The organism is Microbacterium salitolerans, from assembly GCF_019720895.1.
In the GTDB taxonomy this organism is placed as follows: Bacteria; Actinomycetota; Actinomycetes; order Actinomycetales; family Microbacteriaceae; genus Microbacterium.
Genome location: NZ_JAHKSH010000004.1, coordinates 411,706 through 437,298 on the forward strand (window position 1 = coordinate 411,706; position 25,593 = coordinate 437,298).

At 71.2% G+C, this 25,593-nt stretch carries 26 protein-coding genes; 9 read left to right on the forward strand and 17 right to left on the reverse strand.

Annotated features, from left to right (window positions below; translation table 11 throughout):
• Positions 1–119: 119 nt before the first annotated feature.
• The 12 genes from KOL93_RS11345 to KOL93_RS11400 form a co-directional block, all read right to left on the reverse strand.
• On the reverse strand, positions 120–1,172 hold the full coding sequence (locus tag KOL93_RS11345; protein ID WP_221585463.1) for an ABC transporter ATP-binding protein: 1,053 nt from the start codon (positions 1,170–1,172) through the stop codon (positions 120–122).
• Positions 1,169–2,212 carry an ABC transporter ATP-binding protein gene (locus KOL93_RS11350; RefSeq protein WP_260406510.1) on the reverse strand — a complete coding sequence of 348 codons (1,044 nt, stop codon included), beginning with the start codon at positions 2,210–2,212 and terminating at the stop codon, positions 1,169–1,171. Before KOL93_RS11350 ends, KOL93_RS11345 begins: the two co-directional genes overlap by 4 nt.
• Entirely contained in the window at positions 2,209–3,102 is an 894-nt protein-coding gene (locus KOL93_RS11355; RefSeq protein ID WP_221585464.1) for an ABC transporter permease, read from the reverse strand. The genes KOL93_RS11350 and KOL93_RS11355 overlap by 4 nt, the downstream gene beginning before the upstream one ends.
• A complete protein-coding gene (locus KOL93_RS11360) occupies positions 3,089–4,123 on the reverse strand; it encodes an ABC transporter permease (RefSeq protein ID WP_221585465.1) in 1,035 nt (344 codons plus the stop codon). The genes KOL93_RS11355 and KOL93_RS11360 overlap by 14 nt, the downstream gene beginning before the upstream one ends.
• On the reverse strand, positions 4,116–5,918 hold the full coding sequence (locus tag KOL93_RS11365) for an ABC transporter substrate-binding protein (RefSeq protein ID WP_221585466.1): 1,803 nt from the start codon (positions 5,916–5,918) through the stop codon (positions 4,116–4,118). The genes KOL93_RS11360 and KOL93_RS11365 overlap by 8 nt, the downstream gene beginning before the upstream one ends.
• Positions 5,919–6,029: 111 nt before the next feature.
• Complete coding sequence (locus KOL93_RS11370) at positions 6,030–7,031, reverse strand: amidohydrolase family protein (protein ID WP_221585467.1); 1,002 nt, start codon at positions 7,029–7,031, stop codon at positions 6,030–6,032.
• Positions 7,032–7,050: 19 nt separating this feature from the next.
• Complete coding sequence (locus tag KOL93_RS11375) at positions 7,051–8,157, reverse strand: zinc-dependent alcohol dehydrogenase (RefSeq protein ID WP_221585468.1); 1,107 nt, start codon at positions 8,155–8,157, stop codon at positions 7,051–7,053.
• Between the two features lie 35 nt (positions 8,158–8,192).
• The gene (locus KOL93_RS11380) at positions 8,193–9,242 is read right to left on the reverse strand and encodes a hypothetical protein (RefSeq protein ID WP_221585469.1); all 1,050 of its coding nucleotides are present in this window, start codon (positions 9,240–9,242) and stop codon (positions 8,193–8,195) included.
• On the reverse strand, positions 9,239–9,787 hold the full coding sequence (locus KOL93_RS11385; RefSeq protein WP_221585470.1) for a UGSC family (seleno)protein: 549 nt from the start codon (positions 9,785–9,787) through the stop codon (positions 9,239–9,241). The genes KOL93_RS11380 and KOL93_RS11385 overlap by 4 nt, the downstream gene beginning before the upstream one ends.
• Positions 9,788–9,798: 11 nt before the next feature.
• Complete coding sequence (locus KOL93_RS11390) at positions 9,799–10,920, reverse strand: NDMA-dependent alcohol dehydrogenase (RefSeq protein ID WP_221585471.1); 1,122 nt, start codon at positions 10,918–10,920, stop codon at positions 9,799–9,801.
• A 20-nt stretch (positions 10,921–10,940) separates the two neighbouring features.
• Positions 10,941–12,431: an aldehyde dehydrogenase family protein gene (locus KOL93_RS11395; RefSeq protein WP_221585472.1), complete on the reverse strand. Its 1,491-nt coding sequence runs from the start codon at positions 12,429–12,431 to the stop codon at positions 10,941–10,943.
• 36 nt (positions 12,432–12,467) lie between these two features.
• Positions 12,468–13,577, reverse strand: coding sequence for an NDMA-dependent alcohol dehydrogenase (locus KOL93_RS11400; protein ID WP_221585473.1), 1,110 nt, complete (start codon positions 13,575–13,577; stop codon positions 12,468–12,470).
• A gap of 294 nt (positions 13,578–13,871) precedes the next feature.
• On the opposite strand from KOL93_RS11400, the gene KOL93_RS11405 reads away from it, so the two are divergent.
• The 4 genes from KOL93_RS11405 to KOL93_RS11420 are packed head-to-tail and all read left to right on the forward strand — an operon-like array spanning position 13,872 to position 17,078.
• Entirely contained in the window at positions 13,872–14,612 is a 741-nt protein-coding gene (locus tag KOL93_RS11405) for a CoA transferase subunit A (protein WP_221585474.1), read from the forward strand.
• On the forward strand, positions 14,609–15,274 hold the full coding sequence (locus KOL93_RS11410; RefSeq protein WP_221585475.1) for a 3-oxoacid CoA-transferase subunit B: 666 nt from the start codon (positions 14,609–14,611) through the stop codon (positions 15,272–15,274). Before KOL93_RS11405 ends, KOL93_RS11410 begins: the two co-directional genes overlap by 4 nt.
• On the forward strand, positions 15,271–16,164 hold the full coding sequence (locus KOL93_RS11415) for an amidohydrolase family protein (RefSeq protein WP_221585476.1): 894 nt from the start codon (positions 15,271–15,273) through the stop codon (positions 16,162–16,164). Before KOL93_RS11410 ends, KOL93_RS11415 begins: the two co-directional genes overlap by 4 nt.
• Positions 16,161–17,078 (forward strand): SDR family NAD(P)-dependent oxidoreductase, encoded by a 918-nt coding sequence (locus KOL93_RS11420; RefSeq protein WP_221585477.1) that lies wholly within the window; start codon positions 16,161–16,163, stop codon positions 17,076–17,078. The genes KOL93_RS11415 and KOL93_RS11420 overlap by 4 nt, the downstream gene beginning before the upstream one ends.
• Here the strand turns inward: KOL93_RS11420 and KOL93_RS11425 are convergent.
• Positions 17,056–17,280 carry a hypothetical protein gene (locus KOL93_RS11425; RefSeq protein ID WP_221585478.1) on the reverse strand — a complete coding sequence of 75 codons (225 nt, stop codon included), beginning with the start codon at positions 17,278–17,280 and terminating at the stop codon, positions 17,056–17,058. The two genes, KOL93_RS11420 and KOL93_RS11425, sit on opposite strands and share 23 nt — an antisense overlap.
• Before the next feature lie 223 nt (positions 17,281–17,503).
• On the opposite strand from KOL93_RS11425, the gene KOL93_RS11430 reads away from it, so the two are divergent.
• The 3 genes from KOL93_RS11430 to mftF all read left to right on the forward strand — a co-directional run bounded on the left by KOL93_RS11430 (position 17,504) and on the right by mftF (position 21,052).
• Positions 17,504–18,304 (forward strand): IclR family transcriptional regulator, encoded by an 801-nt coding sequence (locus tag KOL93_RS11430; protein ID WP_221585479.1) that lies wholly within the window; start codon positions 17,504–17,506, stop codon positions 18,302–18,304.
• Between the two features lie 127 nt (positions 18,305–18,431).
• Positions 18,432–19,655: a pre-mycofactocin synthase MftD gene (mftD, locus tag KOL93_RS11435; protein WP_221585480.1), complete on the forward strand. Its 1,224-nt coding sequence runs from the start codon at positions 18,432–18,434 to the stop codon at positions 19,653–19,655.
• The gene (gene mftF, locus KOL93_RS11440; RefSeq protein WP_221585481.1) at positions 19,652–21,052 is read left to right on the forward strand and encodes a mycofactocin biosynthesis glycosyltransferase MftF; all 1,401 of its coding nucleotides are present in this window, start codon (positions 19,652–19,654) and stop codon (positions 21,050–21,052) included. The genes mftD and mftF overlap by 4 nt, the downstream gene beginning before the upstream one ends.
• Positions 21,053–21,058: 6 nt before the next feature.
• On the opposite strand, the gene mftE is transcribed toward mftF, so the two are convergent.
• The 4 genes from mftE to mftA are packed head-to-tail and all read right to left on the reverse strand — an operon-like array spanning position 21,059 to position 23,383.
• Positions 21,059–21,778, reverse strand: coding sequence for a mycofactocin biosynthesis peptidyl-dipeptidase MftE (gene mftE / locus KOL93_RS11445; protein WP_221585482.1), 720 nt, complete (start codon positions 21,776–21,778; stop codon positions 21,059–21,061).
• Positions 21,775–23,022: a mycofactocin radical SAM maturase gene (mftC, locus tag KOL93_RS11450; protein ID WP_221585483.1), complete on the reverse strand. Its 1,248-nt coding sequence runs from the start codon at positions 23,020–23,022 to the stop codon at positions 21,775–21,777. The genes mftE and mftC overlap by 4 nt, the downstream gene beginning before the upstream one ends.
• Positions 23,019–23,285 carry a mycofactocin biosynthesis chaperone MftB gene (gene mftB / locus KOL93_RS11455; RefSeq protein WP_221585484.1) on the reverse strand — a complete coding sequence of 89 codons (267 nt, stop codon included), beginning with the start codon at positions 23,283–23,285 and terminating at the stop codon, positions 23,019–23,021. Before mftB ends, mftC begins: the two co-directional genes overlap by 4 nt.
• Entirely contained in the window at positions 23,285–23,383 is a 99-nt protein-coding gene (gene mftA, locus KOL93_RS11460) for a mycofactocin precursor MftA (protein WP_221585485.1), read from the reverse strand. The genes mftB and mftA overlap by 1 nt, the downstream gene beginning before the upstream one ends.
• 112 nt (positions 23,384–23,495) lie before the next feature.
• On the opposite strand from mftA, the gene mftR reads away from it, so the two are divergent.
• Together mftR and KOL93_RS11470 are read left to right on the forward strand one after the other, a co-directional pair.
• Complete coding sequence (gene mftR / locus KOL93_RS11465) at positions 23,496–24,122, forward strand: mycofactocin system transcriptional regulator (RefSeq protein ID WP_221585486.1); 627 nt, start codon at positions 23,496–23,498, stop codon at positions 24,120–24,122.
• Positions 24,119–25,570, forward strand: a complete 1,452-nt coding sequence (locus KOL93_RS11470; protein ID WP_221585487.1) for a GMC family oxidoreductase — start codon at positions 24,119–24,121, stop codon at positions 25,568–25,570. Before mftR ends, KOL93_RS11470 begins: the two co-directional genes overlap by 4 nt.
• Positions 25,571–25,593 lie beyond the last annotated feature (23 nt).

The following is a 25,593-nucleotide window of genomic DNA, read 5'->3' on the forward strand; positions in this document are numbered from 1 at the left end:
AGCCGATCAGATTTCGATAATCGAACAGACAGTTCTCATATCGATTCCCCGATGATAGGCGGCGCGCACACACGACACAACCGCACCCGCCTCGGCGGGTGCGGTTGTGCGCAGATGGATCAGGCGGCGCGCGTCTCGCGCACCGGACCGAGCGTCGCGGCCGCCTCACCGTCCGCGAGCGGGAAGTGGCAGGCGACCTGGTGACCGGCCGCACCCGCGTCCTCGAGGCGCGGCTCGACCTCGGCGCACACGTCCTCGGCCCGAGGGCATCGTGTGCGGAAGCGGCACCCGCTCGGCGGATGGAGCGGCGACGGCGGCTCGCCCGACATCGGCACGGGTCGGCGCGCGATGCCCGTCGCGGGGTCGAGATCGGGGATCGAACGCAGGAGCGCATGCGTATACGGATGCTTCGGCACCCGATAGACCTCGCTCGCGGGGCCGACCTCGGCGAGCTGGCCGAGATGCATGACGGCGACCTTGTCGCTCACCTGCTTCACGGTCGCGAGATCATGCGCGATGAAGATGCACGAGATCCCGAGCTCGCTGCGCAGCTTCTCGAAGAGATTCAGCACCTGCGCCTGGATGAGCACGTCGAGGGACGAGACCGCCTCATCGCAGATGATGAGCGCGGGATCCACGGCGATCGCCCGCGCGATCGCGACGCGCTGCGCCTGCCCGCCCGAGAGATCCATCGGGCGCCGGCGCGCGTACTGGTCGGGTTCGAGGCCGACGAAGTCCAGCAGCTCCCGCGCCTTCTCCCTGCTCGCGGCGCGCGACATCCCCTTGTGCCCCACGAGCGGCTCCGCGACGACGTCCTCCACCCGCCACCGCGGGTTCAGCGAGCCGAACGGATCCTGGTAGACCATCTGCATGTCGGCGCGCACGGCCTTCAGCGCTCGCCCCCTCAGCCCCACGACGTCGCGGCCGAGGAAGACGACCTGGCCCGACTTCGGCCGCTCCGCCTGGATGATGGCGCGAGCGAGGGTCGACTTGCCGGATCCCGTCTCGCCGACGATGCCGAGCGTCTCTCCCCGCCCGAGCTCGAACGAGACGTTCGAGACGGCATGGACGACGCCGGCCTTGATGCCGCCGGGCCCGCGCGTGACGTACTCCTGCACGACCTCGCGGACCTCGAGGAGCGGCTCCGACTCCTGCGCCTGCTCGAGCGTCATGCGCGCTCCCCTCCCTCGTCGTCGGTATGCGGATGCCAGCACGCGTAGGCGTGCCCCGGCTCGTGCTCGACGAGCGCGGGCGCCTCGCCGCACGCGTCGTCGGCGCGCGGGCAGCGCGGCCGGAACGGACAGCCCGACGGCAGGGCGCTCAGGTCGGGCGGGTTGCCCTCGATGACCGTGAGCTTCGCGTGCGAGGGCGTCGACAGCTGCGGGATCGCCCCGAGCAGGGCTTTCGTGTAGGGCATGCGCACGCGCCGGAAGAGCTCTTCTGTCGCGGCCTGCTCGACGACCCTGCCCGCGTACATCACGACGACGTCATCGGCGTAGCAGGCGGCCAGGCCGAGATCATGGCTGATCATGATGACTGCCGTCCCGAGCCGCTCCCTCAGGTCGACGAGGAGCTCCATGATCTGCGCCTGGGTCGTCACGTCGAGCGCCGTGGTCGCCTCGTCGGCGATGAGGACCTTCGGATCGCTGGCGAGGGCGATCGCGATCATGACGCGCTGTCGCATACCGCCCGAGAGTTGATGCGGATACTCGTGGAACCGCCGTTCGGGGGCGGGCAGGCGCACGAGCTTCAGCAGCTCGAGGCCGCGGTCCGCTGCCTGCGCGCGCGACATCCGCGCGTGCGCCCTCACGGCCTCCGAGATCTGCTGGCCGACGCTCATGGTCGGATTCAGCGATCGGGCCGGATCCTGGAAGACCATCGCGATGTCGTCTCCGCGCAGTCGCCGCATGTCGCTCTCGCGCATGCCCACGAGCTCTGTGCCCTGCAGCCTCGCGGATCCCGTGATGTAGGCGCTCGGCGGAAGGAGACCCATGAGCGCGCGCACGCTGACCGATTTGCCGGATCCGGACTCGCCGATGATCGCGAGCATCCGCCCCGCGCGGAGCCGGTACGACAGCCCATTCACGGCGTGCACGATCCGGCCGGCCCGCGAGAACGTGATCGTGAGGTCCTCGACCTCGAGGAGCGCATCGTCGCCGTCGTCCGTGGCAGTCATCTGCGGGGTCTCCGTAGTGGTCTCGATGACGGTCATCGTGAGCTCATCTCATCTCGTGCGTTCTCGCCGAGCAGGTTGAACAGGAGCACCGTCACCAGCAGCGCGAGGCTCGGCCACAGCACGAGGAGCGGCGTGGCCGACAGCGACTGCTGACCGTCGTAGATCATGTTCCCCCAGCTCGGAGCGGGCGCGGGGACGCCCATTCCCAGGAAGCTCAGCGCGCCCTCCGTGACGATCACGATGCCCATGCCGAGCATCCCGAAGCTGATCAGCTGCGGCAGGATGTTCGGCGCGATGTGGCGCAGGAGGATCCGCCCCGTCCCGCTGCCGGAGATCTCGGCCGCCTGCACGTAGGGCATGCTCACGACGCGCAGCGTCGCGGACCGGGCGACCCTGGCGACGGCCGGGATGCTGAAGGCCGTCAGCGCGAGGATCGTGTTCGGAAGACTGGGCCCGAGGGCCTGCGCGATCGCGATCGTGAGGACGAGCGACGGGAACGCGATGACGACGTCGAGGATCCTCATGATCACGGTGTCGGTCCTGCTCCCGAAGAAGCCGGAGATCGCGCCGATGGTCCCGCCGAGCACGAGGCCGATGACGTTGACCGAGATCGCCACGGTGAGCGAGGCCCGGCCGCCGTAGATGAGTCGCGACAGCACGTCGTTGCCGTTGATGTCGGTCCCGAGCGGATGGCCGGGCGACCCCGGCGGCAGGCCGCTCTCGAGGATGTTCCCCGCGATCGGCGACGGCAGCGGCAGCACGAACGGCCCCAGATAGCAGGTCGCGAGCAGCAGCGCGACGAGCGCCCCGGGGAGGACGACGACCACGCGCCGTCGCACCGCGGCTCTGCGCATGCTGCGCTGCTGCGCGGCGGGGTCGAACGGCGCCGGCCGGCGCGCGGCGTGTGCGGTCTCAGCGACTGCCATAGCGGATCCTCGGGTCGAGAACGGCGTACATCACGTCGACGAGCAGGTTCGCTCCGACGGCGACGGCGGCGAAGATGAGCACGCACACCTGCACGACGGCGGTGTCCCGCGACGTCGCGCCCTGCAGGAGCATCATCCCCATGCCCGGCATCGCGAAGATCTGCTCGATGATGATCGTCCCGCCCACCAGAGTGCCGATGTTGAGTCCGACGACCGTGAGCAGACCGAAGGAGGAGTTGCGGAACGCGTGCAGCCACAGGATCCGCCACGGTCCGACGCCCTTGGCGCGGGCGGTGTCGACGTAGTCGGCCGACTTCAGCTGCTCGACGAGATCGCCGCGCAGGAACCGCGTGTAGAAGCCGGCCAGCGGCACGCCGAGCGCGAGCACGGGGAGGAGGACGGACTGCAGGTTGAGGAGCAGACCCTCCTGGATCGGCACGTAGCCGATGGCGGGCAGGAGCTGCAGCACGACCGCGAACGCGAGGACGAGAAGCAGCGCGAGCACGTAGTTGGGAACGGCGAGCAGCGTCATCGAGACGACCATCACGGCGCGGTCGAAGATGCCGCCGGGTCGACGCGAAGCCATCAGGGCGACCGGGATCGCGATGACGACCGAGACGACGAACGCCAGGCCCACGAGCTCGATCGTGACGGGCCACCGGTCGGCGAGCAGCGTCGTGACCGGCTGGCCGCTCACCGACGATCGTCCGAGGTCGCCCGTCACGAAGGACCCGAGCCACGTCAGATACCGCACGACGGCCGGCTGGTCGAGACCCATCGCGTGGCGAACGGCCTCGACCTCCTGTTCCGAGGCATCCATCCCCGCCTGCTGCCGCGCGGGGTCGCCCGGCATCGCCTCGATGAGCGCGAAGACGAGGATGCTGATCGCGATGAGCATCGGGATCGCCATGAGGACGCGTCGGACGATGAGACGTGCCAGGGGCGCGCGCGTGATGCGGAGGACGAGACTCGTCGACTCGGCGGTGCGGACCGATGTCGTCTCGACGGCCGTGTCAGTCATTCTCGACCCAGACGCGGTCGTAGAGCACGCCCGTGTTCACCGCGAGGGCCGGGATCGGCGTGGTGAGGCCGGGGCCGTGGACGCCGGGGCGCACGACCTGCGCGGGAGTGAACGCGGGACCGAAGGGGGCGTACGCCTCGTCGGAGATGTACTTCGCGATGTCGGCGTAGTGCTGCGCCCGCTCCTCGGGATCCGTCGTGGCGACGGCCGCGTCGAGCATCTCGTCGATCTCGGAGTTGAGCTGACGTTCGAGCGCGTCGGTCGCCGATTCCGCCCCCTCGGGAAGCGGCGTGCCGCTGTACGGCGACGTGGATCCGAACCGCACGCCGACGCCGATGCCGACGGCGGGATCCCACGCCCCCGCGGTCTGCAGCATGGCCTGCCAGTCGCCCGCCGTGAAGTCCGTGATGACGTCGCCGAGGGGCTGCGACTCGATCTCGACGTCGATGCCCGCCTCCGCCCACTGCTGCTGCAGCGCCGTCGTGACGGAGCGCGCCGTGACGATGTCGGTCGTGCCGAGCGTCACGGTGAGGCCGCCGATCTCCTCAACGAGCTCCGCCGCCTTCTCGGGATCGTATTCGCGGTATCCCTCGACCTCCGGCTCGTAGAACAGCCCGCCCGACGCGGTGAAGGACTGCGTCATCTCCGCCGCACCGCCGAAGAGACCCTCGTTGATCGCGGCGAAGTCGGTCGCGTAGTAGATCGCCTCGCGCGCCTTCTTGTCGTCGAAGGGGGCCGTGCGGCTGTTGAGCTGCACGACGTACGGCGAGGTGGGGACGCCCTGGTAGACCTCGACGGCCGCGTTCTGCTGCGCCTGCTCGATGAGCGTGACGGCGCTGAGCCCTTCGACGACGTCGCCCTGGCCGGCGAGAAGCGTCTGGTAGAGCACCTGGTCGCCGGCGACGGACTGGAACGACAGCGAGTCGAGGTACGGCAGGCCGTCCTTGAAGTAGTCGGGGTTGCGCTCGACCTCCAGGCGCTCGCTGAGCTGATTGCCCGTCACGACGAACGGACCGGCGCCGACGGGCGTCGAGCGGAACTCCTCGGCGCCGAGCTCGGCGTACGCCGACGGCGACGCGATGAGGTTGAAGCTCGACAGCGGGAAGCCGTTGATGAGGGAGCCGTCCGGCACCGTGAGGTGCAGCTCGACGGTGCGCTCGTCGACCGCCTGGATCGCCCCGAGGCGCCACATGACGGCGTCGCGATCGACATCCTCGGGAAGCGCGGCCCACAGGCTGTCGAGGAACTCGTCGGACAGGTCGGGGGCCTCGCGCTCGCGATCGAGGTTCAGCTGCGGCGCGCCCGTGCTGCCCGAGCTGAGGGCGCGGATCCAGTTCCAGACGACCGCCTCCGCGTCGAGCGGGGTGCCGTCGCTGAAGGTGATTCCCTCCCGGAGCGCGACGGTGAGCGTGAGCCCGTCCTCGCTCCACTCGTAGCTCTCGGCCTGATTCGGCTCGATGCGGGCGTCCGATCCGTCGTCCTCGGCCTCGAGCGTGAAGAGCCCGCCGAAGATCGCCGAGTTCTGCGGCAGGTTCGCCCCGACGGAGTTGCTCGTCGCGGGATCGAGTCCGGTCGGCCAGCCGCCCGCGAAGCCCGCGTCGAGCAGCACCGTGAGGTCGCCGCCCGACTGGGGCTCGCCGACGTCGCTCGGCGTCTGCTGGTCGGAGGTCGTCGGCCCGCATCCCACGGCTGCGGCCGCGAGCCCGATCGTCGCGGCGACGACTCCGGCGAGTCGCGCCGTCCTGCTTCGGATGATGGTCATGTCGGTCTCTCCCGTCGACGGCTGCGTCGTCATCGACCAGCTCGTGCCCCCGCTCGTCGCTGAGTCGGGGATGGAATGTGTGGGAAGTCTCGCGGACGCCTCATGCGCCCTCTATGCCGTTTCCGCGGGACGAAAGCGAAGGCGTCACTCGGTGTCACGTCCGAGCCAGCGGAGCGCATTGCGACTCGAGATCTGCTCCCAGTCGGCCGGATCCAGATCCATCTCACGCAGCGTCCGGGCCGCCGGCTCCTCGCGATTCATCGCGGGGAAGTCGCTTCCCACGAGCAGTCGGTCCGCGCCCAGCAGATCGATGAGATATCGGATCGTGCGACGGTCGAACACCATCGAGTCGTAGTAGAAGCGCCGCGCGTAGTCGAGCGGCGACGGGCCGTCGTCCGGCATGACCGCGCGTTCGAGGTCGCGCGGCTCCTCGTTCCAGGATCCGCCCCAGAAGTAGTTCGCGCGCGGCAGCATCATCGCGAAGCCGCCCGCCGCGTGGCTGAACGACAGGCGCAGGTCGGGGCACGCCGCGGCCGTCCCGCCGAGGATCATCGACGCCGCCGCGAACATGCCCTCGATGCCGACGACGTAGGTGCCCATCGCCGACATCGGCAGCCGGTCCATGGGCGACGGCATCGCGTGCACGAACACCGACAGCCCGAGTCGCTCGGCCTCCTGGAAGAACGGCAGAAATCGCTCGTCGCCGATCGACGAGCCCCCGATGTTGGACGCGATCTCCACGCCCGCGAGTCCACGGTCGCGGATCCTCGCGAGCTCGCCCGTCGCTCGGTCCGGATCCTGCATCGGCACCATGCCGAGGCCGATGAGCCGATCGGGATCGTGACGTGACAGCTCGGCCGTGACGTCGTTGACGTGCTGCGCGAGCGCGAGGCCGTCGACGGGCGGCAGGTCGTAGCGCAGCAGCGGCGGCATCGGGCTGATGACCTCGGCGTCGACGCCGGAGGCGTCCATGGCCTCGATGCGCCGCTCAGCCTCGAAGAACACCTCGCGTGCGCGGAACCGCATCTCGTCGAAGACGAGCAGCCGGTCGGCGGACCCGTCGATCCGCTCCATGTGCGGAAAGCACTCGGGAGCGTCGTCCGGATAGTCGCGGGGCAGCAGGTGAGCGTGGGCGTCGATGATCATGGGCGTCTCCTCGGGCGGGTCAGGCGTGCGCAGGATGAACGGACACGTGGATCGCCGACGCGTCGTCGCTCTCTCCCGCGAGCGTCTCGATCGCGAGCCCGACGTCGTCGAGCCCGAAGGTGTGGGTGTGCATCTTCTCGAGGGCGAAGGCCCCGGACTCGAGGAGCGCGATCGCGCGCTCGTTCGCGCTCGCGTCCACCCCGAAGGCGCCCTTCACGGTGAGCGCGCGGTTGATGATGTGGTCGGTGGGCAGCGAGATCTCGCGTCCGCCCTTCAAACCCGCGAGCACGACGCGACCGCCGTGTCGCACGACGTGCAGCGCATCGATCACGGGCGACGCCGCCATCGGCGTGAGCTCGACGGCGACGTCGGCCATACGCCCGTCGGTCACCTCGCGCACGACCTCGACGATGTCCTCCGCGCCGTCGCCGTCGACGACGACCGTGCGGTCGGCGCCGAACTCCATCGCGAGCTGCAGCTTGTGCCGGTCCTTCTCGAGGCCCGTCACGATGATCGTGCCCGCACCCGCCGCCTTGGCGGCGATCACCGCGGAGAGGCCGCGCTGCCCCGCGCCGAGCACGACGAGAGTGTCACCGAGACCGACCTCGCCGAGGTCGACGGCCCAGCGCACGCCCGCGCCGAGCGGGTTGTACATGGCGGCGACCTCGGCGGGCAGCGTCCTATCGATCTTGTGGAGGATCGAGTTCGGCGAGATGTAGAGATGCTCCGCGAATCCGCCCCACAGGCTCGGGGCGACGTCGATGCCGGTCACGCCGTGCCCGTACCGGCGGAACGGACAGGCCTGATAGCGGCCCTTCAGGCAGTCGCCGCACGCGCGGCACGGAACGATGACCTCGAGTGCGACGCGGTCGCCGACCTCGACTCCCCACTTCTCGGCCGCTTCGTCGCCGAGCTCCTCGATGATGCCCATCGGCTCGTGGCCCGGGATGAAGGGATCGCGGTTCATCCCCATGTGGCCGCGGTAGATCTCGACGTCGCTCCCGCAGATGCCGTTCGCCTCCACGCGCAGCAGGCCGTCGTTCGCGCCTGTCACGGGTCGGGAGAACTCCCGCATCTCAATCGCCCGCGGCCCCGTCTGGACCGCCGCTCGCACCATCTGTGCCATGTTGTCGCCCTTCTCTCTCCCCCGAGGGGGTGCCGTCAGTTCCGGTGCGCGATCGGCGTCGACGTGCCCGACCAGTCCGCGAAGTACCGCGTGACCATCGAGATGCCCGCAGTGCGGGACCCGGCCACGGCGATGAGCATCGACGAGGGGTCCGCGGGCGGCGCCGTGCGCTGGAACTCCTCGGGTGCGAGATCGCCGCCGGGGTGTCGCACGCCGCGATCCGTCAGACCGTCCTTGCCCGCCCGGGCGAGCTGCGCCGTCGTGCGCCCCGCGCGCTCCATGAGCTGCGCGGCGACGTCACGGCGCGACCACCCCGCGCCGGCGAGGAGGTGCGCGTGCTCCGGACACAGCACGACTCCCGCCATCGCGTGCGCGAAGATCCAGGACCCCGACCGGCCGATCGTGTCGGCGAGGTCGCCGAGCAGGTGCTCGGGATCGGTCGAATGCCGATTGTCGACGAACTCGCTCGTGCGCAGGAGCGTCGTCGTGACGGCATCGCCGCCCACGCCGTTCGCCGCGGCGAGCGGCTCCCACGGACTGTCTTCCTCGTTCTCGCCGATGAGGATCGACCAGCGCCCCGGGATCCCCTGCGTCGCCTGCTCGAGTTCGTGCGGCCGGACGCCGAATCCGTTGCGCACGATGAGGCCGATGGCGCGCGCGATGGTCGCGTTGGCCCGGAAACCGGGTCCGAAGACGCCACCGGCGCTGTTGATGCCGAGGCGCTCGCGCACGGCCCCGTTGACGACGATGAGCGGAGCCGGCCCGCTGGTCGACTGCCAGCCGCCGCCGCGCGCCGCGCGCTCCTTCATCAGGGAGGCGAACGTCGCCAGGACGACCGGGAAGAACTCGGGCAGGCATCCGGCCATCGCCGCGTTCATGGCCGCCGTGCGCACGGTGACGGTGCGGCCCGTCTGCGGCATGTCGCCGATGATCTCGTCGCCGTCTCTCCCGCCCGCGGCGAGAAAGCGATCGAGCAGCGGCTGCGTGACGGGGACGAGGGGAAGGCCGTCGGACCAGCCCTGCTCGTAGCAGTGCTCGATCGCGAGCTGAGCGGCATCGGCGTCGAGCGCGGTGTCCGCGCTCATCGGCCGGCTCCCCCGGTCACGGCCGCGACGATCTCGGGGAGCAGCCGCCGCGCGCGCTCACGCACCTCGTCGCCGGTGAGCGACGCCATGGGGTGCTCCGTCGTGATCCACTCGTAGCCGGGCACCCCCTGCACCCCCGCCATCGTGCGGCCGGTCATCTCGAACGCATCCGTCAGCACGACGGCGGCCGGCAGGCCCGCCCGCTCGAACGCGATGCCGTCCGCGACGGCGGCGGCGCTGCACGATCCGCAGTCCCCGATGCCCGTCACGACGACGTCGCTCGCCGACGCGTAGCGGCCGACGATCTCGCCGTCGACGGGCACGGAGAAGTTCGCCTTCGTCTCGACGATGCCGACCGACGCCGCCCCGTGCTCCGCGCGCAGCAGCTCCCCCACTGTCTCGAGGAAGAGCAGCGCGTTGTGCTTCGTGTTGTCCAGCAGGCCGATGCGCAGGCCCTCGAGGGCCGCCGGGCGATCCGCGAGGACATCGTCCTCGGGCGACGGCCCCGGGGCTCCGCCCGTCGGATCCAGGATCGGATTCGTCATCGCGGGCCTCCTCAGGCGTCGTGCACGAGCACGCCGCGGATGTTCTTCCCGGCGCGCAGGTCGTCGTAGGCGTCGTTGACCTCGTCGAGGCCGTATCTGCGCGTGATGAGCTCATCGATCTTGAGATCACCCGCGCGATACAGCCCGAGGAGCTTCGGGATGTCGTACAGCGGATTGCAGTCGCCGAAGAGCGCCCCGCGGATCTGCCGCTGATAGCCGATGAGGAACCCCGCGGGCACGTGGACCGCCCGCTCCGTCAGGTGCCCCACACCCGTGATCGTCACCTTGCCGCCCTTGCCGGTCATGAGGACCGCGGAGTTCACCATGGGCTCCGTCACGACATCGGGCGTGAGGATCGCGTGATCGGCGAGCTGCCCCCACGTCTTCTCCGCGACGTACTCATGGGCCTCCTCGGCGGTCGCGAAGGCGGCGGTCGCGCCGAACTCCTTCGCGTTCTCGCGCTTGAAGTCGACCGGGTCCACGACGACGACGTCGCGGGCCCCGGCGTACCTGGCCCCCTGCACGGCGTTCGTCCCGACGCCGCCGGAGCCGAACACGACCACCGTGTCGCCCGCGCGGACGCCCGCCGCATAGACGGCCGAGCCCCATCCCGTCGGGACGCCGCATCCGATCAGGCTGCCGACCTCGAAGGGAATGTCGTCGGGGAGGGGCACGACGGCCCACTCCGAGACGACCGCGAACTGCGAGAACGTACCGAGGGAGCAGAAGCCGCCGAGGTCCTCGCCGTCCTTGTGGAAGCGATAGGTGCCGTCGAGGAACATGCCCGTTCCCGCGTTGAGCCCCTTGACGCACATGTTCTGATGGCCCGTCGAGCATGGCCGACACGCGCCGCACGCGGGGATGTACGAGCAGACGACGCGGTCGCCCGGCTTCACGCGGGAGACGTGAGGTCCGACGGACTCGACGACGCCGGCTCCCTCGTGCCCGCCCACGATCGGGAAGCGCACCGGCGCATCGCCCGCCGTGATGTGGTCGTCCGAGTGGCAGAGTCCGGAGGCCGCGAACCGGATCCGCACCTCGTGCTCTCGGGGGTCGTCGAGCTGCACATCCGTGAGCTCCCACCCCGTGTGCGGTTCGCGGGCGATCGCCGCGTGGGTCGTGATCGTCGCCATCGACGTTCTCCTGTCGTTTCTCAGCGACCCACGGCCACGGCGTCGCGCATCGACACCGTCTTGACCTGGGTCCAGTCGAGCACCGAGTCGGCACCCATCGTCCGGCCGAAGCCGCTGTTCTTGTATCCGCCGAACGGACCGCCGATGACGCCGGCGCCGAGCGGGCTGTTGATGCCCACCTGGCCGGCCTCGAGACGGCGGCTCATGCGCACGGCCGTGCCGACGTCGCGCGTCCACACCGAGGCGACGAGACCGTAGTCGGTGCCGTTCGCGACGCGCACCGCCTCCTCCTCGTCATCGACGGGGATCACCGACAGCACGGGGCCGAAGATCTCCTCGCGCGCGATCCGCATGTCGGGGTCGACCTTGTCGAAGAGCGTCGGCTGGACGAAGAAGCCGTCCTCGAGGCCCGCTCCGGTCGGCACCGCGCCGCCCGTGACGAGATCGGCTCCCGCATCACGGCCGACGCCGATGTAGTCGAGGACCCGCCGGTGCTGCTTCTCGTTGATGAGCGGCCCCATGTTCACCTGCTGATGCCACGGGCCGTAGGTGATCGTCTCCATCTGCGCGGCGAGACGGTCGACGAGTTCGTCGTGGATGCTCCGCAGCACGACGACGCGCGAGCCTGCGGCGCAGATCTGCCCCGTGTTGAGAGTGATCCCCATCGCCATCGCGGGCACCGCGGCGTCCAGGTCGGCGTCGCCGAACACGACCTGCGGCGACTTGCCACCGAGCTCGAGATGCAGCGGGGTGAGGTTCTTCGCGCAGGCCTCCATGATGAGCGACCCCGTCTGCGGCGACCCCGTGAAGCCCATGCGCCGGATCCGCGGATGCGCCGGGATGGCGGCGCCCGCCTCGTGGCCGTAGCCGGTCACGACGTTGATGACGCCTGCCGGGATCCCCGCCTCGAGGGCGAGCTTCGCGAGAGCGAGCGGTGTGAGCGGCGCATCCTCGGCGGGCTTCATGACCATCGTGTTCCCCGCCGCGATCGCGGCCCCGACCTCGACGGCGAACATCGGTCCGGGCGCGTTCCACGGGATGATGCCGCCGACGACGCCGTACGGCTCACGGAGCGTGAAGCCGAGGTGCTCCGGCGAGTAGGTCGGCAGCGAGACGCCCTGCACCTTGTCCGCCTGGCCGGCGATGAAGCGGATCTGCCCGGGCACGCCGAGCGGCCCCCAGCTCGGGCGACCGACCTCGCGGCGCTCGATCTCGTCGATCTCGTCAGCGCGCTGCTCGATGAGATCGGCCCAGCGGAACAGCAGCCGCCCGCGGCTCGTGGCATCGAGGTCTCGCCACGCCGGGAGCGCCTCCTCGGCGGCCTGGACCGCGTGCTCGACGTCGTCTGACCCGCTGCGTGGGATCCGTGCCAGCACGTCGCGGGTCGCGGGGTTGATGACGTCGATCGTCTCGCCGGATGCGGCGGGGACCCAGTCTCCGCCGATCAGCTGAGCGCCGTCGACGACGAGGTCGCTGTCGAGCGCGCGGGGTGCGTCGTGTGTCATGGTCATGATGCGTGTCCTCAGAGGTCTGGCGGCGCGCCGAGCTCAGTGCTCGATCCGGATGACGCCGCGGATGTTCTTGCCGTCCAACATGTCCTGATAGCCCCGGTTGACGTCCTCGAGCGCGTAGGTGCGCGTGACGAGCTCGTCGAGCTTGAGGTGACCCGTCTTGTAGAGGCTGAGCAGCCGCGGCACGTCGTACAGCGGGTTGCAGCCGCCGAAGATCGCGCCCTGGATGCGGCGCTGGAAGCCGATGAAGGCGCCGGGGTGCTCGTCGACCATGCCGCCGCCGACCGCCGTGACGGTCACCTGACCCGTCTTGCCGACGACGCTGATCGCGTCCCGGATGACCTGGTCGTCCAGCACGCCGACCGTGATGATCGCGTGGTCGGCGAGCTCGCCCCACGTGGCGTCGACGACGAAGTCGGCCGCCTCCGCGGCGGTCGCGAACGTATGCGTCGCGCCGAACACCTTCGCCATGTCGCGCTTGAACTCGACGGGGTCGACGACGACGACGCGCTGCGCGCCGGCGTACGCCGCACCCTGCACCGCGTTGCTGCCGACGCCGCCCGCGCCGTAGATGACGACGGTCTCGCCCGCGCGGACGCCCGCGGCGTGGACCGCTGTTCCCCAGCCGGTCGGCACGGCGCACCCGACGAGCGACGCGACCTCGAACGGGATGTCGTCAGGGATCGGGATGACCGAGTACTCCGACACCACCGAGTACTGCGAGAAGGTGCCGAGCACGCAGAGCCCGCCGAAGTCGACGCCGTCCTGGTGGAAGCGGAAGGTTCCGTCGGGAAACTCCCCCGTCGACGCGTTCTTGCCGGCGTCGCAGAGGTTCTGGCGTCCGGTCGAGCAGTAGCGGCAGGACCCGCAGGCGGGGATGAAGGAGCACACGACGTGGTCGCCGGCGCGCACCCGCGTCACGCCCTCGCCGACGGCATCGATGACGCCCGCCCCCTCGTGCCCGCCGACCACGGGCATCCGCATGGGGGCGTCGCCCTTCTGGATGTGATCATCCGAATGGCACATCCCCGCCGCGTGGAACTTGATCCGCACCTCGTTGGCGCGGGGCTCATCCAGTTCGAGCTCCGTGATCTCCCACGGAGTGCCGGGGGCGCGGCACACGGCTGCGCGTGTCGTCAGGCTCATGGAACCTCTCTTCGTCGAGTGGTCTCGGGACGGGCCCGCCTGCTGCTCCCGGTGCGGGAGGCGGATCCTCTGCGCGGATCCGCGGACGTCCTCGTCGTGAATGCCTCTACGCTGTGGCCGATCCGCCGGGCCCACCAGCAGGTTTTCGCCTCCCGGAAGCCGAAGTCACCCGGTGCCATTCCGCGCGGCGGCGCGCGAGGGGCCGACCTTCTGCGACGCGGAAACGGCCGCTCGCCTCCGGCCCGCATGCCGGTTTACTGACTCGAACCGCAGGCCAGGGCGAAGGAGAGGCACGTGATCGACAAGTACCGGGAGGACCTCGCGCAGGCCCTCGACATCGTGTGGTCCGGCGCGACCATCGCGATCGGCGGGTTCGGCAGCTCCGGGCGCCCCGATGCGCTCCTCAACGCGCTGAGCGACCTCGACAAGCGGGACCTGCATCTCTACGTCAACAACGTCGGACACGACTTCACGGGCGTCGGGCGTCTCGTCGTCGAGGGGCGCGTGCGCCGCGTGACGGCGTCGTTCCCGATTCTGCAGGAGTTCTACCGGATGTACTTCGACGGCAGGGTCGAGCTCGAGCTCATCCCGCAGGGCACCCTCGCCGAGCGCATGCGCGCCGGCGGCGCCGGGATCCCCGCGTTCTTCACGCCGTCCGGTGCCGGCACGATGCTGTCCGACGGATCCTTTCCCCTCGCCTACGACGAGGGCGAGGCGGCGCGGCACGTCCCCCGCAAGGAGAGCCGCGATTTCGACGGCCGCCCCCACGTGCTCGAGCACGGCATCCGCGCCGACTTCAGCCTCGTCAAGGCGCAGAAGGGCGACCGAAAGGGCAACCTGCGATTCCATCGCTCCGCGCGCAACTTCAATCCGCTCGCCGCGATGTGCGGGCGCACGTCGTTCGCCGAGATCGAGCAGCTCGTCGATGTCGACGCCCTCGATCCGGACGACATCCATGTTCCCGGCGTGCTCATCGACCACGTCGCCATGACCGCTGCGCCCGTCCCCGCCGCGGTGCAGGAGGGAGTCTCATGACGATCGCTGAATCCACCCCGCCGCGTCTCGCCGGGCGCACACGGGAGGAGATCGCCGCGCGCGTCGCGCGCGATCTGCCCGACGGCGTGACGGTGAACCTCGGCGTGGGGATCCCGCTCCTCGTGCCGCAGGCCATCCCCGAGGGCGTCGAGGTCTTCCTGCAGTCGGAGAACGGCGTGCTCGGCATGGGTCCCGCGCCCGACGACGGCGGGGATCCGGATCTCACGGACGCCGGCAAGCAGCCGATCACCCTCATCCCGGGCGCCGCCATCGTCGATTCGGCGACGTCGTTCGCGATCATCCGCGGCGGTCACCTCGACGTCACGATCCTCGGCGCGCTGCAGGTCTCCGAGAGCGCCGATCTCGCGAACTGGTACGTGCCGGGCCGCCATCCGGCGGTCGGCGGCGCGATGGATCTCGTCGCGGGCACGCCGGAGGTGTGGGTGTGCATGGAGCACGTCGACCGGGAAGGCCGCCCCAAGATCGTCGACGCGTGCACGTTCCCCCTGACGGGCCACGGCGTCGTGACGCGCGTCTACACCGACCTCGCCGTCTTCCACGTCGAGGACGGCGCGCTCGTGCTCGTCGAGTGCGCCCCCGGCGCCACGGCGAGGGACGTCCGCGAGCGCACGACGGCCGCGTACAGCGAGAGACTCCGATGACGTCGACGTCGATCGACGTCGACGCCCTCACGGCGATCGACGTCCACACGCACGCGCACCGCTCGATCCACGCACCCGCGCCCGATGGCGGCGACGAGGCGATGGGCGAGTACTTCGGCATCGGATCGATGGCGCAGCTGACCGTGCCGGAGCTGGCCGACTACTATCGCGAACGCCGCATGGCGGCCGTCGTCTTCACGGTCGACAGCATCTCCCAGACGGGCGAGGAGCCCGAACCGCGGAACGAGGAGATCGCCGAGCTCGCGGCCGCGCACGCCGACGTGCTCATCCCGTTCGCGAGCGTCGATCCCGCCCGCGGTCGCGCGGGCGTCGCCCAGGCGAGGCGGCTCATCGAGGAGCACGGCGTGCGCGGGTTCAAGTTCCACCCGAGCGTGCAGGCGTTCCACCCGAACGATCGCTCAGCGTATCCCCTGTACGAACTCATCGAGGAGCACCGCCTCGTCGCGCTGTTCCATACGGGCCAGACGGGCGTCGGAGCCGGTCGGCCGGGCGGAGGGGGAATCCGCCTGAAGTACGCGAACCCTCTCGCCATCGACGACGTCGCGTGCGACTTTCCTGACCTGGACATCATCATGGCGCACCCGTCGTTCCCATGGCAGGACGAAGCCCTGTCCATCGCGACGCACAAGCCGCGCGTGCACATCGATCTGTCGGGCTGGTCGCCGAAGTACTTCCCGCCGCAGCTCGTGAAGTACGCGGGGTCCCTTCTGAAGCACAAGGTGCTGTTCGGCTCCGACTTCCCCGCGATCACCCCCGACCGCTGGCTGGCCGACTTCGAGAAGCTCGACATCGCGGCCGACGTGCGGCCGCTTATTCTGCGGGAGAACGCGGCGAGGCTGTTCGGCCTGAAGAGAGAGGAGACGACATGAGGGATGTATCCGGAAAGGTCGCCGTCGTCACGGGCGGATCCAGCGGAATCGGCAAGGGCATCGCGCTCGCGTTCGCCCGCGCCGGCATGCGGGTCGTCATCACCGCCCGCCACGAGGATCGCCTCGCAGAGGCACGGCGAGAGTTCGAGAGCCGCGGACTGACGATCGACACGCGCGCCGTCGACGTCACCGACCGCGTCGGGATGGAGGCCGCGGCGGCCGACATCGAGCAGACGCACGGCCGCATCGACGTGCTCGTGAACAATGCGGGTATCGGCCTCACGGGGCCCGTCGCGCAGGCGACGCCCGCCGACTGGGACTGGGTCGTCGACGTCAACATCCGGGGCGTGGGCAACGGGATCCAGGCGTTCCTGCCGCGGATCCGCGCGCACGGAGGCGGCGGCGCGATCATCAATACGTCCTCCATGGGCGGGCTCATGCCCGTCGTCGCGGGCCTGTACTCGATGACGAAGGCCGCCGTGATCGCGCTGTCCGAGGCGATGCACATCGAGCTGCAGGATGAGGGGATCCAGGTCGCCGCCTTCTGCCCCGGCCCCGTGCACTCCCACATCGCGACGGCCGTGGCCGACCGGCCCGCGGAGTACGGCGAGTCCGGCTACACGCCTCCTGGGGAGGACTTCGCGGCGTTCGCGCGGTCGCAGCCGTACATGTCCGCGGAGGAATGCGGCGAGCGCGTGCTCGACGGGCTGCGACGCGGCGACATGTTCATCCTCACGCACGCGGAGTTCGCCGACGGCGTCGCGGAGCGGCACCGCGCGATCGAGCAGGCATTCCCCGACGAGGAGATCGACGAGGCGCGGAGGGCCGCGATCCCGTTCCTCCTGGGCTCCCCCGTCTACACGGAGGAGAACAGGAGCCCCGCGCCGCGGTTCACACGTCCGTCGGGTAGCTGAGATCGATGTCGTCGGCGCCGATTCCGAGCATGGGCGCGAGCATCGTCTTCATGAGCGGCTTCGGCACGAGGCACTCGTCGCAGGCGGCAGGGCCCGCGATGATCGTGACGTGCGCGCGTCCCTCGCTCGGCTCATAGTCGAGGTGATAGTCGTCCGCTGCGAGCGTCTTCTTCAGGTCGTCGAGCTGTGCGAGATCGGCCATGATCCCTCCTCTTCGTCGGGCGCCACTCGATCGGCGGCATCCTCGCCATCGTGGCACCGGAGCCGTCCCGTCATGGGACGGCTTCCGCCTGACGGAAAGGATGCACGCAATATTGGCGACGATTTCGGTGATCGTCTTCCGGAGGGCGGAAGCGGCGGGTAGCTTGAGCGCCGGACAGCGAGGTCCGCAGCTCAACCCCACCCCCGATGGAGGCCGGTCGACGATGACCATCAGCGAGATTCACCACCCACGAACCGAGCGCATGACGGCGGCCCAGCGCGTGCTGGCGATCCTGGAGGTGTTCGACCAGGACCACCTCGTCCTCAGCCTCAGCGAGATCAGCCGCCGCGCCGATCTGAGCCTCAGCACGACGCACCGGCTCGTCGGCGAGCTCAAGCGGTGGGGCGCTCTCGAGCGCTCGAAGGACGGAAACTATGCGATCGGCATGCGGATCCTCGAACTCGGGGGCCTCGAGCCGCAGGGCCTGCGACTGCGCGACGTCGCGCGGCCCTACCTCGGCGATCTGCAGCAGGCGACGAACGCCAACGTGCATCTCGCGGTGCGCGACGGGCACGATGTCGTGTACGTCGAGTCGATGCGGGCGCGGCAGGGCGCGCGGGTCCTGAGCCGTCTGGGCGGGCGCTGGCCGCTGCACGCGACGGGCACGGGGCTCGTGCTGCTCGCGTTCGCGTCGCCGCAGTTCCGCGAGGAGGTGCTGCGATCCCCCCTCAAGCGCTTCACTCCGAAGACGATCGCGACCGCCGACGAGCTGAACCGACGTCTCGCGGAGGTCCGGCGCACGAGCATGGCGGTCGTGGAGGACTCGATCACGCCCGACGCGAGCGCGGTCGCGGTGCCGGTGCGCGGCCCGCGCGATCGACTCATCGCGGCGCTCGGCATCACGGTGCCGTCGCACACGGCCTCGCCGCACTCGCTGCTCCCGGCGCTCACGTCGACGGCGCGCGCGATCTCCCGCACGCTCGGCGCGCCGTCCGCGCAGGGGCGCCCCTCGACGGCGGCGTGAGGCCCTCCCGCCAGGCGAAAGACCGGCTGATCGTGACACTCGGTGCCAATAGGCTCGCCCCGCGGCGACGGTGCCGCAGATCCGGAGGTCCACCCATCATGGGTTGCACACATGAAGGCGCCGCGCGATGAGCGGCGGATGGTTCGAGACGGTCGCCGAAGCGCAGCGACGGGCCCAGCGCAGGCTTCCGCGCTCGGTGTACGGCGCGCTCCTCGCGGGGTCCGAGCGCGGCCTCACGTATCAGGACAATCTCGACGCGTTCGCGGAGCTCGGCCTCGCGCCGCATATCGCGGATCTGTCCGCGGAGCGCCGGCTCGGCACGCGCGTGATGGGCATCGACATCGACCTGCCCGTGATCATCTCGCCGACGGGCGTGCAGGCGGTGCATCCGGAAGGCGAGACGGCGGTGGCCCGCGCGGCCGCTGCCCGCGGGACGATCATGGGACTCAGCTCGTTCGCGAGCCGGCCCGTCGAGGAGGTCGCCGCCGCGAACGCGCACACGTTCTACCAGACCTACTGGATGGGGACGCGCGAGCGCATGGTGAAGCGCCTCGAGCGCGCGCGCGCCGCGGGGGCCGTCGGGGTCATCGCGACCGTCGACTGGACGTTCTCGAACGGACGCGACTGGGGCAGCCCGTGGATCCCCGAGAAGCTCACGCCGCGCGCCGCGCTGCGCTTCGCCCCGCAGGCCCTCCGACGCCCGCAGTGGCTGTGGGACTTCGTGCGGTCAGGGGGCGTTCCCGACCTCACGACACCGAACCTCGCGACAGACGGCGAGGAGCCGCCGACGTTCTTCGGGGCGTACGGCGAGTGGATGCAGACGCCTCCCCCGACGTGGGAGGACATCGCCTGGCTCCGCGATCAGTGGGACGGCCCGTTCCTCCTCAAGGGCATCTCGCGCCTCGACGACGCGCGCCGCGCCGTCGACGCGGGCGTGTCGGCGATCTCGGTGTCGAACCACGGCGGCAACAACATCGACGGGATCCCCGCCGCAGTCCGCATGCTCCCCGCGATCGCCGATGCCGTCGGCGACGAGGTCGACGTGCTGCTCGACGGCGGCGTGCGTCGCGGCGGCGACGTCGCGAAGGCGCTCGCGCTCGGCGCGAAGGCCGTCCTCATCGGTCGCGCCTCGCTCTGGGGGCTCGCGGCGAACGGCCAGGCCGGCGTCGAGAACGTGCTCGACATCCTGCGCGCGGGGCTCGACTCCGCGCTCTACGGGCTCGGCCACGACGCCGTCGCCCAGCTCGGCCGCGGCGACCTGTGGATCCCCGACGGCTTCACCCGCGAGTTCGGCTCGCCCCACGCGACCCGAGTCGACGAGGCCGATCGGGTGCTCGCCGGGATCGCATGACGGGGACGCGCCTGCCCGATGGGTTCGTCGTGCGGCTCGCGTCGCGCACGCGCGTGCGCGAGAGCGGACGCGTGCTCGTGGGCGGGGCGCCGACACGCGTTACGCGCCTGACGCCCGCGGCCGCGCGGCTGATCACCTCGGGTGAGCTCGTCGTCCGCGACGCCCGCACGCGGCGCCTCGCGGAGCTGCTGGTCGCGTCGGGCCTCGCGGATCCCATCGCCGCGAGGCTTCCCCCGGTGGATCTCGGCGAGCTGACCGTCGTCGTCCCCGTGCACGACCGCGCGCGGCAGCTCACGCGACTGCTCGCGAGCATCCCGGGAGGCGTCGCCGAGACGATCGTCGTCGATGACGCCTCCCGCGACGGGCTCGGCATCGCCGACGCCGCGCGCCGCCATCGCGCGACGCTCGTGCGACGGGAGACGAACGGCGGGCCTGCGGCGGCGCGCAACCTCGGGCTCTCCCGGGTGGCGACGCGCTTCGTCGCGTTCGTCGATTCGGACGTGACGCTCGAGGAGGGCGCCCTCGCGACCCTGCTGCGACACACGGCGGATCCGCGCGTCGCGCTCGTCGCGCCGCGCGTCGTCGGCGCGCCGACGGAGGCGCCCAACGCCCTCACCCGCTACGAGGACGCGCGCAGCTCGCTCGACCTCGGCGACGACGCCGCGCTCGTGCGCCCCGGGACGCCCGTCAGCTGGGTGTCGAGCACGTGCCTCGTGGGTCGCGTCGACCTCCTCGGCGAGGGATTCGACGCCGCGCTGCGCGTCGGCGAGGACGTCGATCTCGTGTGGCGGCTCGTGGAGCACGGGCTGCGCATCCGATTCGAGCCGTCCGCGGCCGTGCGCCACGACCACCGCACGCGCATCGCCGCCTGGGCCGCGCGCAAGCGCTTCTACGGAACGGGCGCCCACCTCCTCGCCGTCCGCCATCCCGGACACGTCGCGCCCGCGATCCTCCCCCTCTGGGGCGTCGCCCTGCTCGCACTCGTCGCGCTCCAGCGGCCGTGGGCGACCGTCGGCGCCGCGGGGATCCTCGCCGTGACCGTCGTCCGCAACGCCAGGCGGATCGCGCACATCGCGCGTCCGTGGTCGCTCGCTCTCGACCTCACGGCCCGCAGCGCCGCCGCGACGCTGACGCAGGGATCCGCGCTGGTGCTGCGCCACTGGTGGCCCGTCGCGGCCGTGGCCGCGCTGCTCTCGCGCCGCGCGCGGCGCATCGTCGTCGTCGCAGGCGTCGCCGACGCCGCCGTCGAATACGCCCGACTGCGCCCGCGCCTCGACCCCGTGCGCTTCGCCCTCGCCCGTCGTCTCGACGACGTCGCCTACGGGACGGGGGTCTGGACGAGCGTCGTCCGCGGCCGCAGCCTGCGCGCTCTGCTCCCCCGCATCGTCCGGGGCTGACGACGCTCACTCGCCGGTCGGCGCGCACATGCCATCGGAGCGGACGAGGCCCGAGCGCACGCGCTCCCATGCGCGATCGCGCATGGACCGCAGCAGCTCCGCACCCTCCGCGGCCGATGCGCCCGTGGGATCTCCCAGCACGCCGTTCGGAGAGGCCGCGCGCACCCCGCCGGCCCGCAGCTCGGGCAGGAGGCGGGCGATCGGCTCCGTCCGCCCCGGCGCCGCCCGCTCCGTCCGAACGCGCGCGGGATCGAGATGCAGCAGGATCGAGGTCTCGAGGCGGCCCGCGTGCGCGTCCGCGACACCGAGACGCGGATCCGGCGCGCACGGCACCCACGACACGTCGCGCTCCTCGTCCGCCCGCAGCTCGGGGATCGCCCCGGCCAGCGCGGGTGCATTGCCGCCGTGCCCGCTGACGAACACGATGCGGCCGGCCCAGGCGCTCGCCGAGCGCGCGACCTCGCGCACGACGGCGGCGAGCACCTCCGAGCCGATCGAGACCGTGCCGGGGAACCCCTGATGCTCGCCGCTCGCCCCGAGCGCTATCGCGGGCGCGCACACGGATCCCTCCCACCGGGCGGAGAGATCGCGCGCGACGGCCGTCGCGATCACCGTGTCGACGTCGAGCGGCAGGTGCGGCCCGTGCTGCTCGAGGGATCCGACAGGGATGACGAGGGGCGGTCCGTCCACCTCCGGCCAGGCGCGATCGGCGAGCAGCGGGCTCATCCGACGGGCGGGCGGAATCCCGCGAGCGGATCCTCCTCGCACGCGCTGACGGGCGGGCGCGGAGCGTCGGGCCGGCGCCCGATCGTCACCTGCACGGGCCCCATGCCGTCGCGCGGACGCGGCGGACTCGTGCGATGCGAGTGGTCGCCCATCGGCTTCGGGGCGTCGGACATCTGCTTGTCCTTGAGCGCCTGCTCGCCGAATCCTCGCACGCACTCGGGGTCGGGGCCGTCGAGCGGCAGGCCCGTGAAGAACTTCGCCGCCATGCAGCCGCCCTTGCACGCGTCGAAGAACTGGCACGACGTGCATGCCCCGCCCGACTGCGGCTGACGCAGTCGCTGGAACAGCTCGGAGGTGCGCCAGACATCGGTGAAGCCGCCGTCGTCCCGGACGCTGCCGGCCAGGAACTCGTCGTGGATCGCGAACGGGCACGCGTACACGTCGCCGATCGGGTCGATGAGGCACACGACGCGCCCCGCACCGCACAGATTGAGACCCGGAAGCGACTCGCCGTACGCGGAGAGATGGAAGAACGAGTCGCCCGTCAGCACGTCCTCGCCGTGCGCGACCAGCCAGTCGTAGAGCTCGCGCTGCTGGTCCGCCGTCGGGTGCAGGTCGTCCCACACGTCGGTCGCGCGCCCCGCGGGGCGCAGGCGCGTGAGCCGCAGCTGGGCCCCGTACCGATCGGCGAGCGCCTTGAACTCGTCGAGCTGCGAGATGTTCGTGCGCGTGCACACGACCGACAGCTTGAAGTTCTCCATTCCGGCCGCGCGGAGATTCTCCATCGCGCGGATCGCGATGTCGTACGAGCGCCCGCCGCGGATGGCGTCGTTGACCTCCGCCGTCGCGCCGTCGAGCGAGATCTGCACGTCGACGTAGTCGTTGGCGGCGAGGCGCTCCGCCACCTCCGGGGTGATCTTGACGCCGTTCGTCGAGAACTTCACCCCCACGCTGTGGCTCGTGGCGTAGTCGAGCAGCTCCCAGAAGTCGCTCCTCACGGTGGGCTCGCCGCCGCCGATGTTGACGTAGAAGACCTGCATCCGCTCGAGTTCGTCGATGATCTCCTTGCACTCCGCAGTCGTCAGCTCGCGCGGATCCCTTCTGCCGGAGGCCGACAGGCAGTGGATGCACGAGAGGTTGCACGCGTACGTGAGCTCCCACGTGAGGCAGATCGGCGCGTCGAGGCCGTGCTCGAAGTGGTCGACGAGGCGCTGCGGCTTCGCCTCGGGGGGTGCGATGGTCATGACGTCCTCTCCTGCAGCATGTGCGATCGGCGCAGGGTCTCGAGAGCGCTGAGGTAGGCGCGTTCGCGCTCGGGGGCGACCCCGACGGCGGCGAGCGCGGCGCGGGCCGACGGCGCGTCGGCGAGGCGCTCGACGATGTCGAGCAGTGTGCGGTCCTTGAGGAACGAGAGCTTGCGTGTGCCGAAGTGGTACAGCAGCGCGCCGAACGGCTCAGGCCGCACCGACACCTGCGGGTCGAGGCGCCAGGCGCGATCGGGGTCCATCAGTAGACACCGCACATTCCGTCGATCGAGACCTCCTCGACGAGGGCGTCGTCGGCGATGAGGTCGTCGTTCGGCTCCTGCGTGACGTCGTTGTCCATGTCGTTCTCCTCCGGTATCGACTGCGTCGGCGGTCACCTGACTGGTCGCGAGCGTATTGACACCGAGTGCCGGATGGAAGATCCCTTCCGCTGGCAGGAAGCATCCGACACGATGGCCTCCATGCATCAGGTCATGCCGGGCGGATCACCGCCGAGATCGCGGGGACGCGCCCGCCGCGTCTCGCACGGCGAGCTCGGCACGGTCGCGCTCGAGCTGTTCGTCGAACGGGGCTTCGAGGAGACGACGATGGACGACATCGCCGACGCCGCCGGCGTCTCGCGCCGCACGCTGTTCCGCTACTTCCCGTCGAAGAACGACCTTCCGTGGGGTGACTTCGACGGGATGCTCGACCGCCTGAGATCGCACCTCGCGCGCGTGCCCGTCGACGTGCCCGTGCGCGAGGCCCTGCGCGCCGCCGTCATCGAGTTCAATTCGTTCCCGCCCGAGACGGCGCACATCCATCGCGAGCGCATGCGCCTGCTCCTGCACGTCCCGGCGCTCCGCGCGCATTCGGCACTGCGATACGCCGCATGGCAGCAGGTGGTCGCCGACTTCGTCGCGACCCGAACGCCCTACGACGCGCGGGCCCTCGTCCCGCAGGCGGTCGCCGGCGCGTGCCTCGGGGTGTGCATCGCGGCCTACGAGAGCTGGCTCGACGGCGGATCCGCATCGCTCGGCGCCGTGCTCGGCGAGGCGTTCGACGCCTTCGACGACGTGCTCGTCGAGGCCGCGCCGTGATCCGCACGGTCGTCGTGGGGGCGGGCGCGGCGGGCATCCCCCTCGCCGTCCGGCTCAGCGACGACCCGCGCCGCTCGGTCGTCCTGCTCGAGGCCGGAGCAGACGGCGCGTCCGACGATGCCGGCCTGCGCGACGGATCCGCGCTGCGCGGCGCCGATCCCGCTCACGCCGCCAACTGGGCGCACCCCGCGCACCTCACGGCGAGTCGGCCCTACGCGGTCGCGCGCGGACGCGGAGTCGGAGGGTCGACGCTCATCAACGGCGGCGCCTTCACGCTGCCGCGTGCCAGCGACCTGGCGGCCTGGGAGCGGGCGGGCGGACCCGCATGGTCGGCGGAGGCGCTCACGGCCGTGATCGACGACATCACCCGCGACGGCCCCGTGCGCGTCGCGCCGACGCCGCAGTCGAACCCCGCATCGGCCGCGTTCCTCGCGGCGTGCGCCGAGCGCGGCTTCCCCGCCGAGCCCGACCGGAACGCCGGGCGACCGCCCGGTGCGGGCCCCGTGCCGTCGACGTTCGCGGGCGGCGAGCGCGTGAGCATCGACCGCGCGTACCTGACGCCCGAGGCGCGGCGGCGCCTCGAGGTCCGCGGCGATCAGCGCGCCCTGCGCATCGCATTCGACGGCGATCGCGCGGTGGGGGTGGAGACGGATTCCGGCGTCATCCCCGCCGACGACGTCGTTCTGTGCGCCGGGGCGCTCGGGTCCGCCCGTCTGCTCCTCGCCTCGGGCATCGGGCCGGCCGGGCATCTCGACGAGGTCGGCGTCCCCGTCGTCGCCGATCTCCCCGTCGGGCGCGCCTTCGACGATCATCCGAGCATCGCGATCGATGTGCGCACCACGCGCCCCGTCGGGTCCGCCGACGAGCCGTTCGCTCTTCCCACCTCCCTGCGGGCCGGCGCGCTCCCCGACGGCGACCTCGAGATCCTCCTCTCCGTCAAGCCGCCCGCATATCTGCGGACGGGCGCACCCGGCGCCCTCCAGGATCCCGCGCTCCAGCTCCTCGTCACACTGCACGCGGCACGCAGCCGCGGGACGATCGCGCTCCGCTCGGCGGACCCGCGCGAGGATCCCGCGATCGACTACGGCTATCTCGCGCACGCGGAGGATCTCGGCCGCCTGCGCGCGGGCGCGCGTCTGGCCGTGGAGCTCCTGCGAGCCGACGCGTTCGCCGGACTCGTCGCCGAGGTCGACACGTCGCTGATCGCCGCTCTCGACGACGATCGCGCGCTCGACGCGTGGATCCGCGCACATCTCGGCACCGCCCTCCACACCTGCGGATCCGCGCCGCTCGGCGCGGTCGTCGACTCCCACGGGTGCGTGCGCGGAGTGCGCGGGCTGCGCGTCGCCGACACGGCGATCCTTCCCCGCGCGCCCTCCCGTGGCCCCTATGCGGCAGCGGTCGTCGTCGGAGAGCACGTCGCCCGCCTCCTGCGCGCCGAGCCCTGATCACGGGAGCGGCAGGCCCGTCG

What these genes read in the sequence shown, in the direction of transcription:
- KOL93_RS11345 (WP_221585463.1), bottom strand. Translation starts at nt 1,172, where the DNA reads ATGACGCTCGAGCAGGCGCAGGAGTCGGAGCCGCTCCTCGAGGTCCGC.
- KOL93_RS11350 (WP_260406510.1), bottom strand. Translation starts at nt 2,212, where the DNA reads ATGACCGTCATCGAGACCACTACGGAGACCCCGCAGATGACTGCCACG.
- KOL93_RS11355 (WP_221585464.1), bottom strand. Translation starts at nt 3,102, where the DNA reads ATGGCAGTCGCTGAGACCGCACACGCCGCGCGCCGGCCGGCGCCGTTC.
- KOL93_RS11360 (WP_221585465.1), bottom strand. Translation starts at nt 4,123, where the DNA reads ATGACTGACACGGCCGTCGAGACGACATCGGTCCGCACCGCCGAGTCG.
- KOL93_RS11365 (WP_221585466.1), bottom strand. Translation starts at nt 5,918, where the DNA reads ATGACGACGCAGCCGTCGACGGGAGAGACCGACATGACCATCATCCGA.
- KOL93_RS11370 (WP_221585467.1), bottom strand. Translation starts at nt 7,031, where the DNA reads ATGATCATCGACGCCCACGCTCACCTGCTGCCCCGCGACTATCCGGAC.
- KOL93_RS11375 (WP_221585468.1), bottom strand. Translation starts at nt 8,157, where the DNA reads ATGGCACAGATGGTGCGAGCGGCGGTCCAGACGGGGCCGCGGGCGATT.
- KOL93_RS11380 (WP_221585469.1), bottom strand. Translation starts at nt 9,242, where the DNA reads ATGAGCGCGGACACCGCGCTCGACGCCGATGCCGCTCAGCTCGCGATC.
- KOL93_RS11385 (WP_221585470.1), bottom strand. Translation starts at nt 9,787, where the DNA reads ATGACGAATCCGATCCTGGATCCGACGGGCGGAGCCCCGGGGCCGTCG.
- KOL93_RS11390 (WP_221585471.1), bottom strand. Translation starts at nt 10,920, where the DNA reads ATGGCGACGATCACGACCCACGCGGCGATCGCCCGCGAACCGCACACG.
- KOL93_RS11395 (WP_221585472.1), bottom strand. Translation starts at nt 12,431, where the DNA reads ATGACCATGACACACGACGCACCCCGCGCGCTCGACAGCGACCTCGTC.
- KOL93_RS11400 (WP_221585473.1), bottom strand. Translation starts at nt 13,577, where the DNA reads ATGAGCCTGACGACACGCGCAGCCGTGTGCCGCGCCCCCGGCACTCCG.
- KOL93_RS11410 (WP_221585475.1), top strand. Translation starts at nt 14,609, where the DNA reads ATGACGATCGCTGAATCCACCCCGCCGCGTCTCGCCGGGCGCACACGG.
- KOL93_RS11415 (WP_221585476.1), top strand. Translation starts at nt 15,271, where the DNA reads ATGACGTCGACGTCGATCGACGTCGACGCCCTCACGGCGATCGACGTC.
- KOL93_RS11420 (WP_221585477.1), top strand. Translation starts at nt 16,161, where the DNA reads ATGAGGGATGTATCCGGAAAGGTCGCCGTCGTCACGGGCGGATCCAGC.
- KOL93_RS11425 (WP_221585478.1), bottom strand. Translation starts at nt 17,280, where the DNA reads ATGGCCGATCTCGCACAGCTCGACGACCTGAAGAAGACGCTCGCAGCG.
- KOL93_RS11430 (WP_221585479.1), top strand. Translation starts at nt 17,504, where the DNA reads ATGACCATCAGCGAGATTCACCACCCACGAACCGAGCGCATGACGGCG.
- mftD (WP_221585480.1), top strand. Translation starts at nt 18,432, where the DNA reads ATGAGCGGCGGATGGTTCGAGACGGTCGCCGAAGCGCAGCGACGGGCC.
- mftF (WP_221585481.1), top strand. Translation starts at nt 19,652, where the DNA reads ATGACGGGGACGCGCCTGCCCGATGGGTTCGTCGTGCGGCTCGCGTCG.
- mftE (WP_221585482.1), bottom strand. Translation starts at nt 21,778, where the DNA reads ATGAGCCCGCTGCTCGCCGATCGCGCCTGGCCGGAGGTGGACGGACCG.
- mftC (WP_221585483.1), bottom strand. Translation starts at nt 23,022, where the DNA reads ATGACCATCGCACCCCCCGAGGCGAAGCCGCAGCGCCTCGTCGACCAC.
- mftB (WP_221585484.1), bottom strand. Translation starts at nt 23,285, where the DNA reads ATGGACCCCGATCGCGCCTGGCGCCTCGACCCGCAGGTGTCGGTGCGG.
- mftA (WP_221585485.1), bottom strand. Translation starts at nt 23,383, where the DNA reads ATGGACAACGACGTCACGCAGGAGCCGAACGACGACCTCATCGCCGAC.
- mftR (WP_221585486.1), top strand. Translation starts at nt 23,496, where the DNA reads ATGGCCTCCATGCATCAGGTCATGCCGGGCGGATCACCGCCGAGATCG.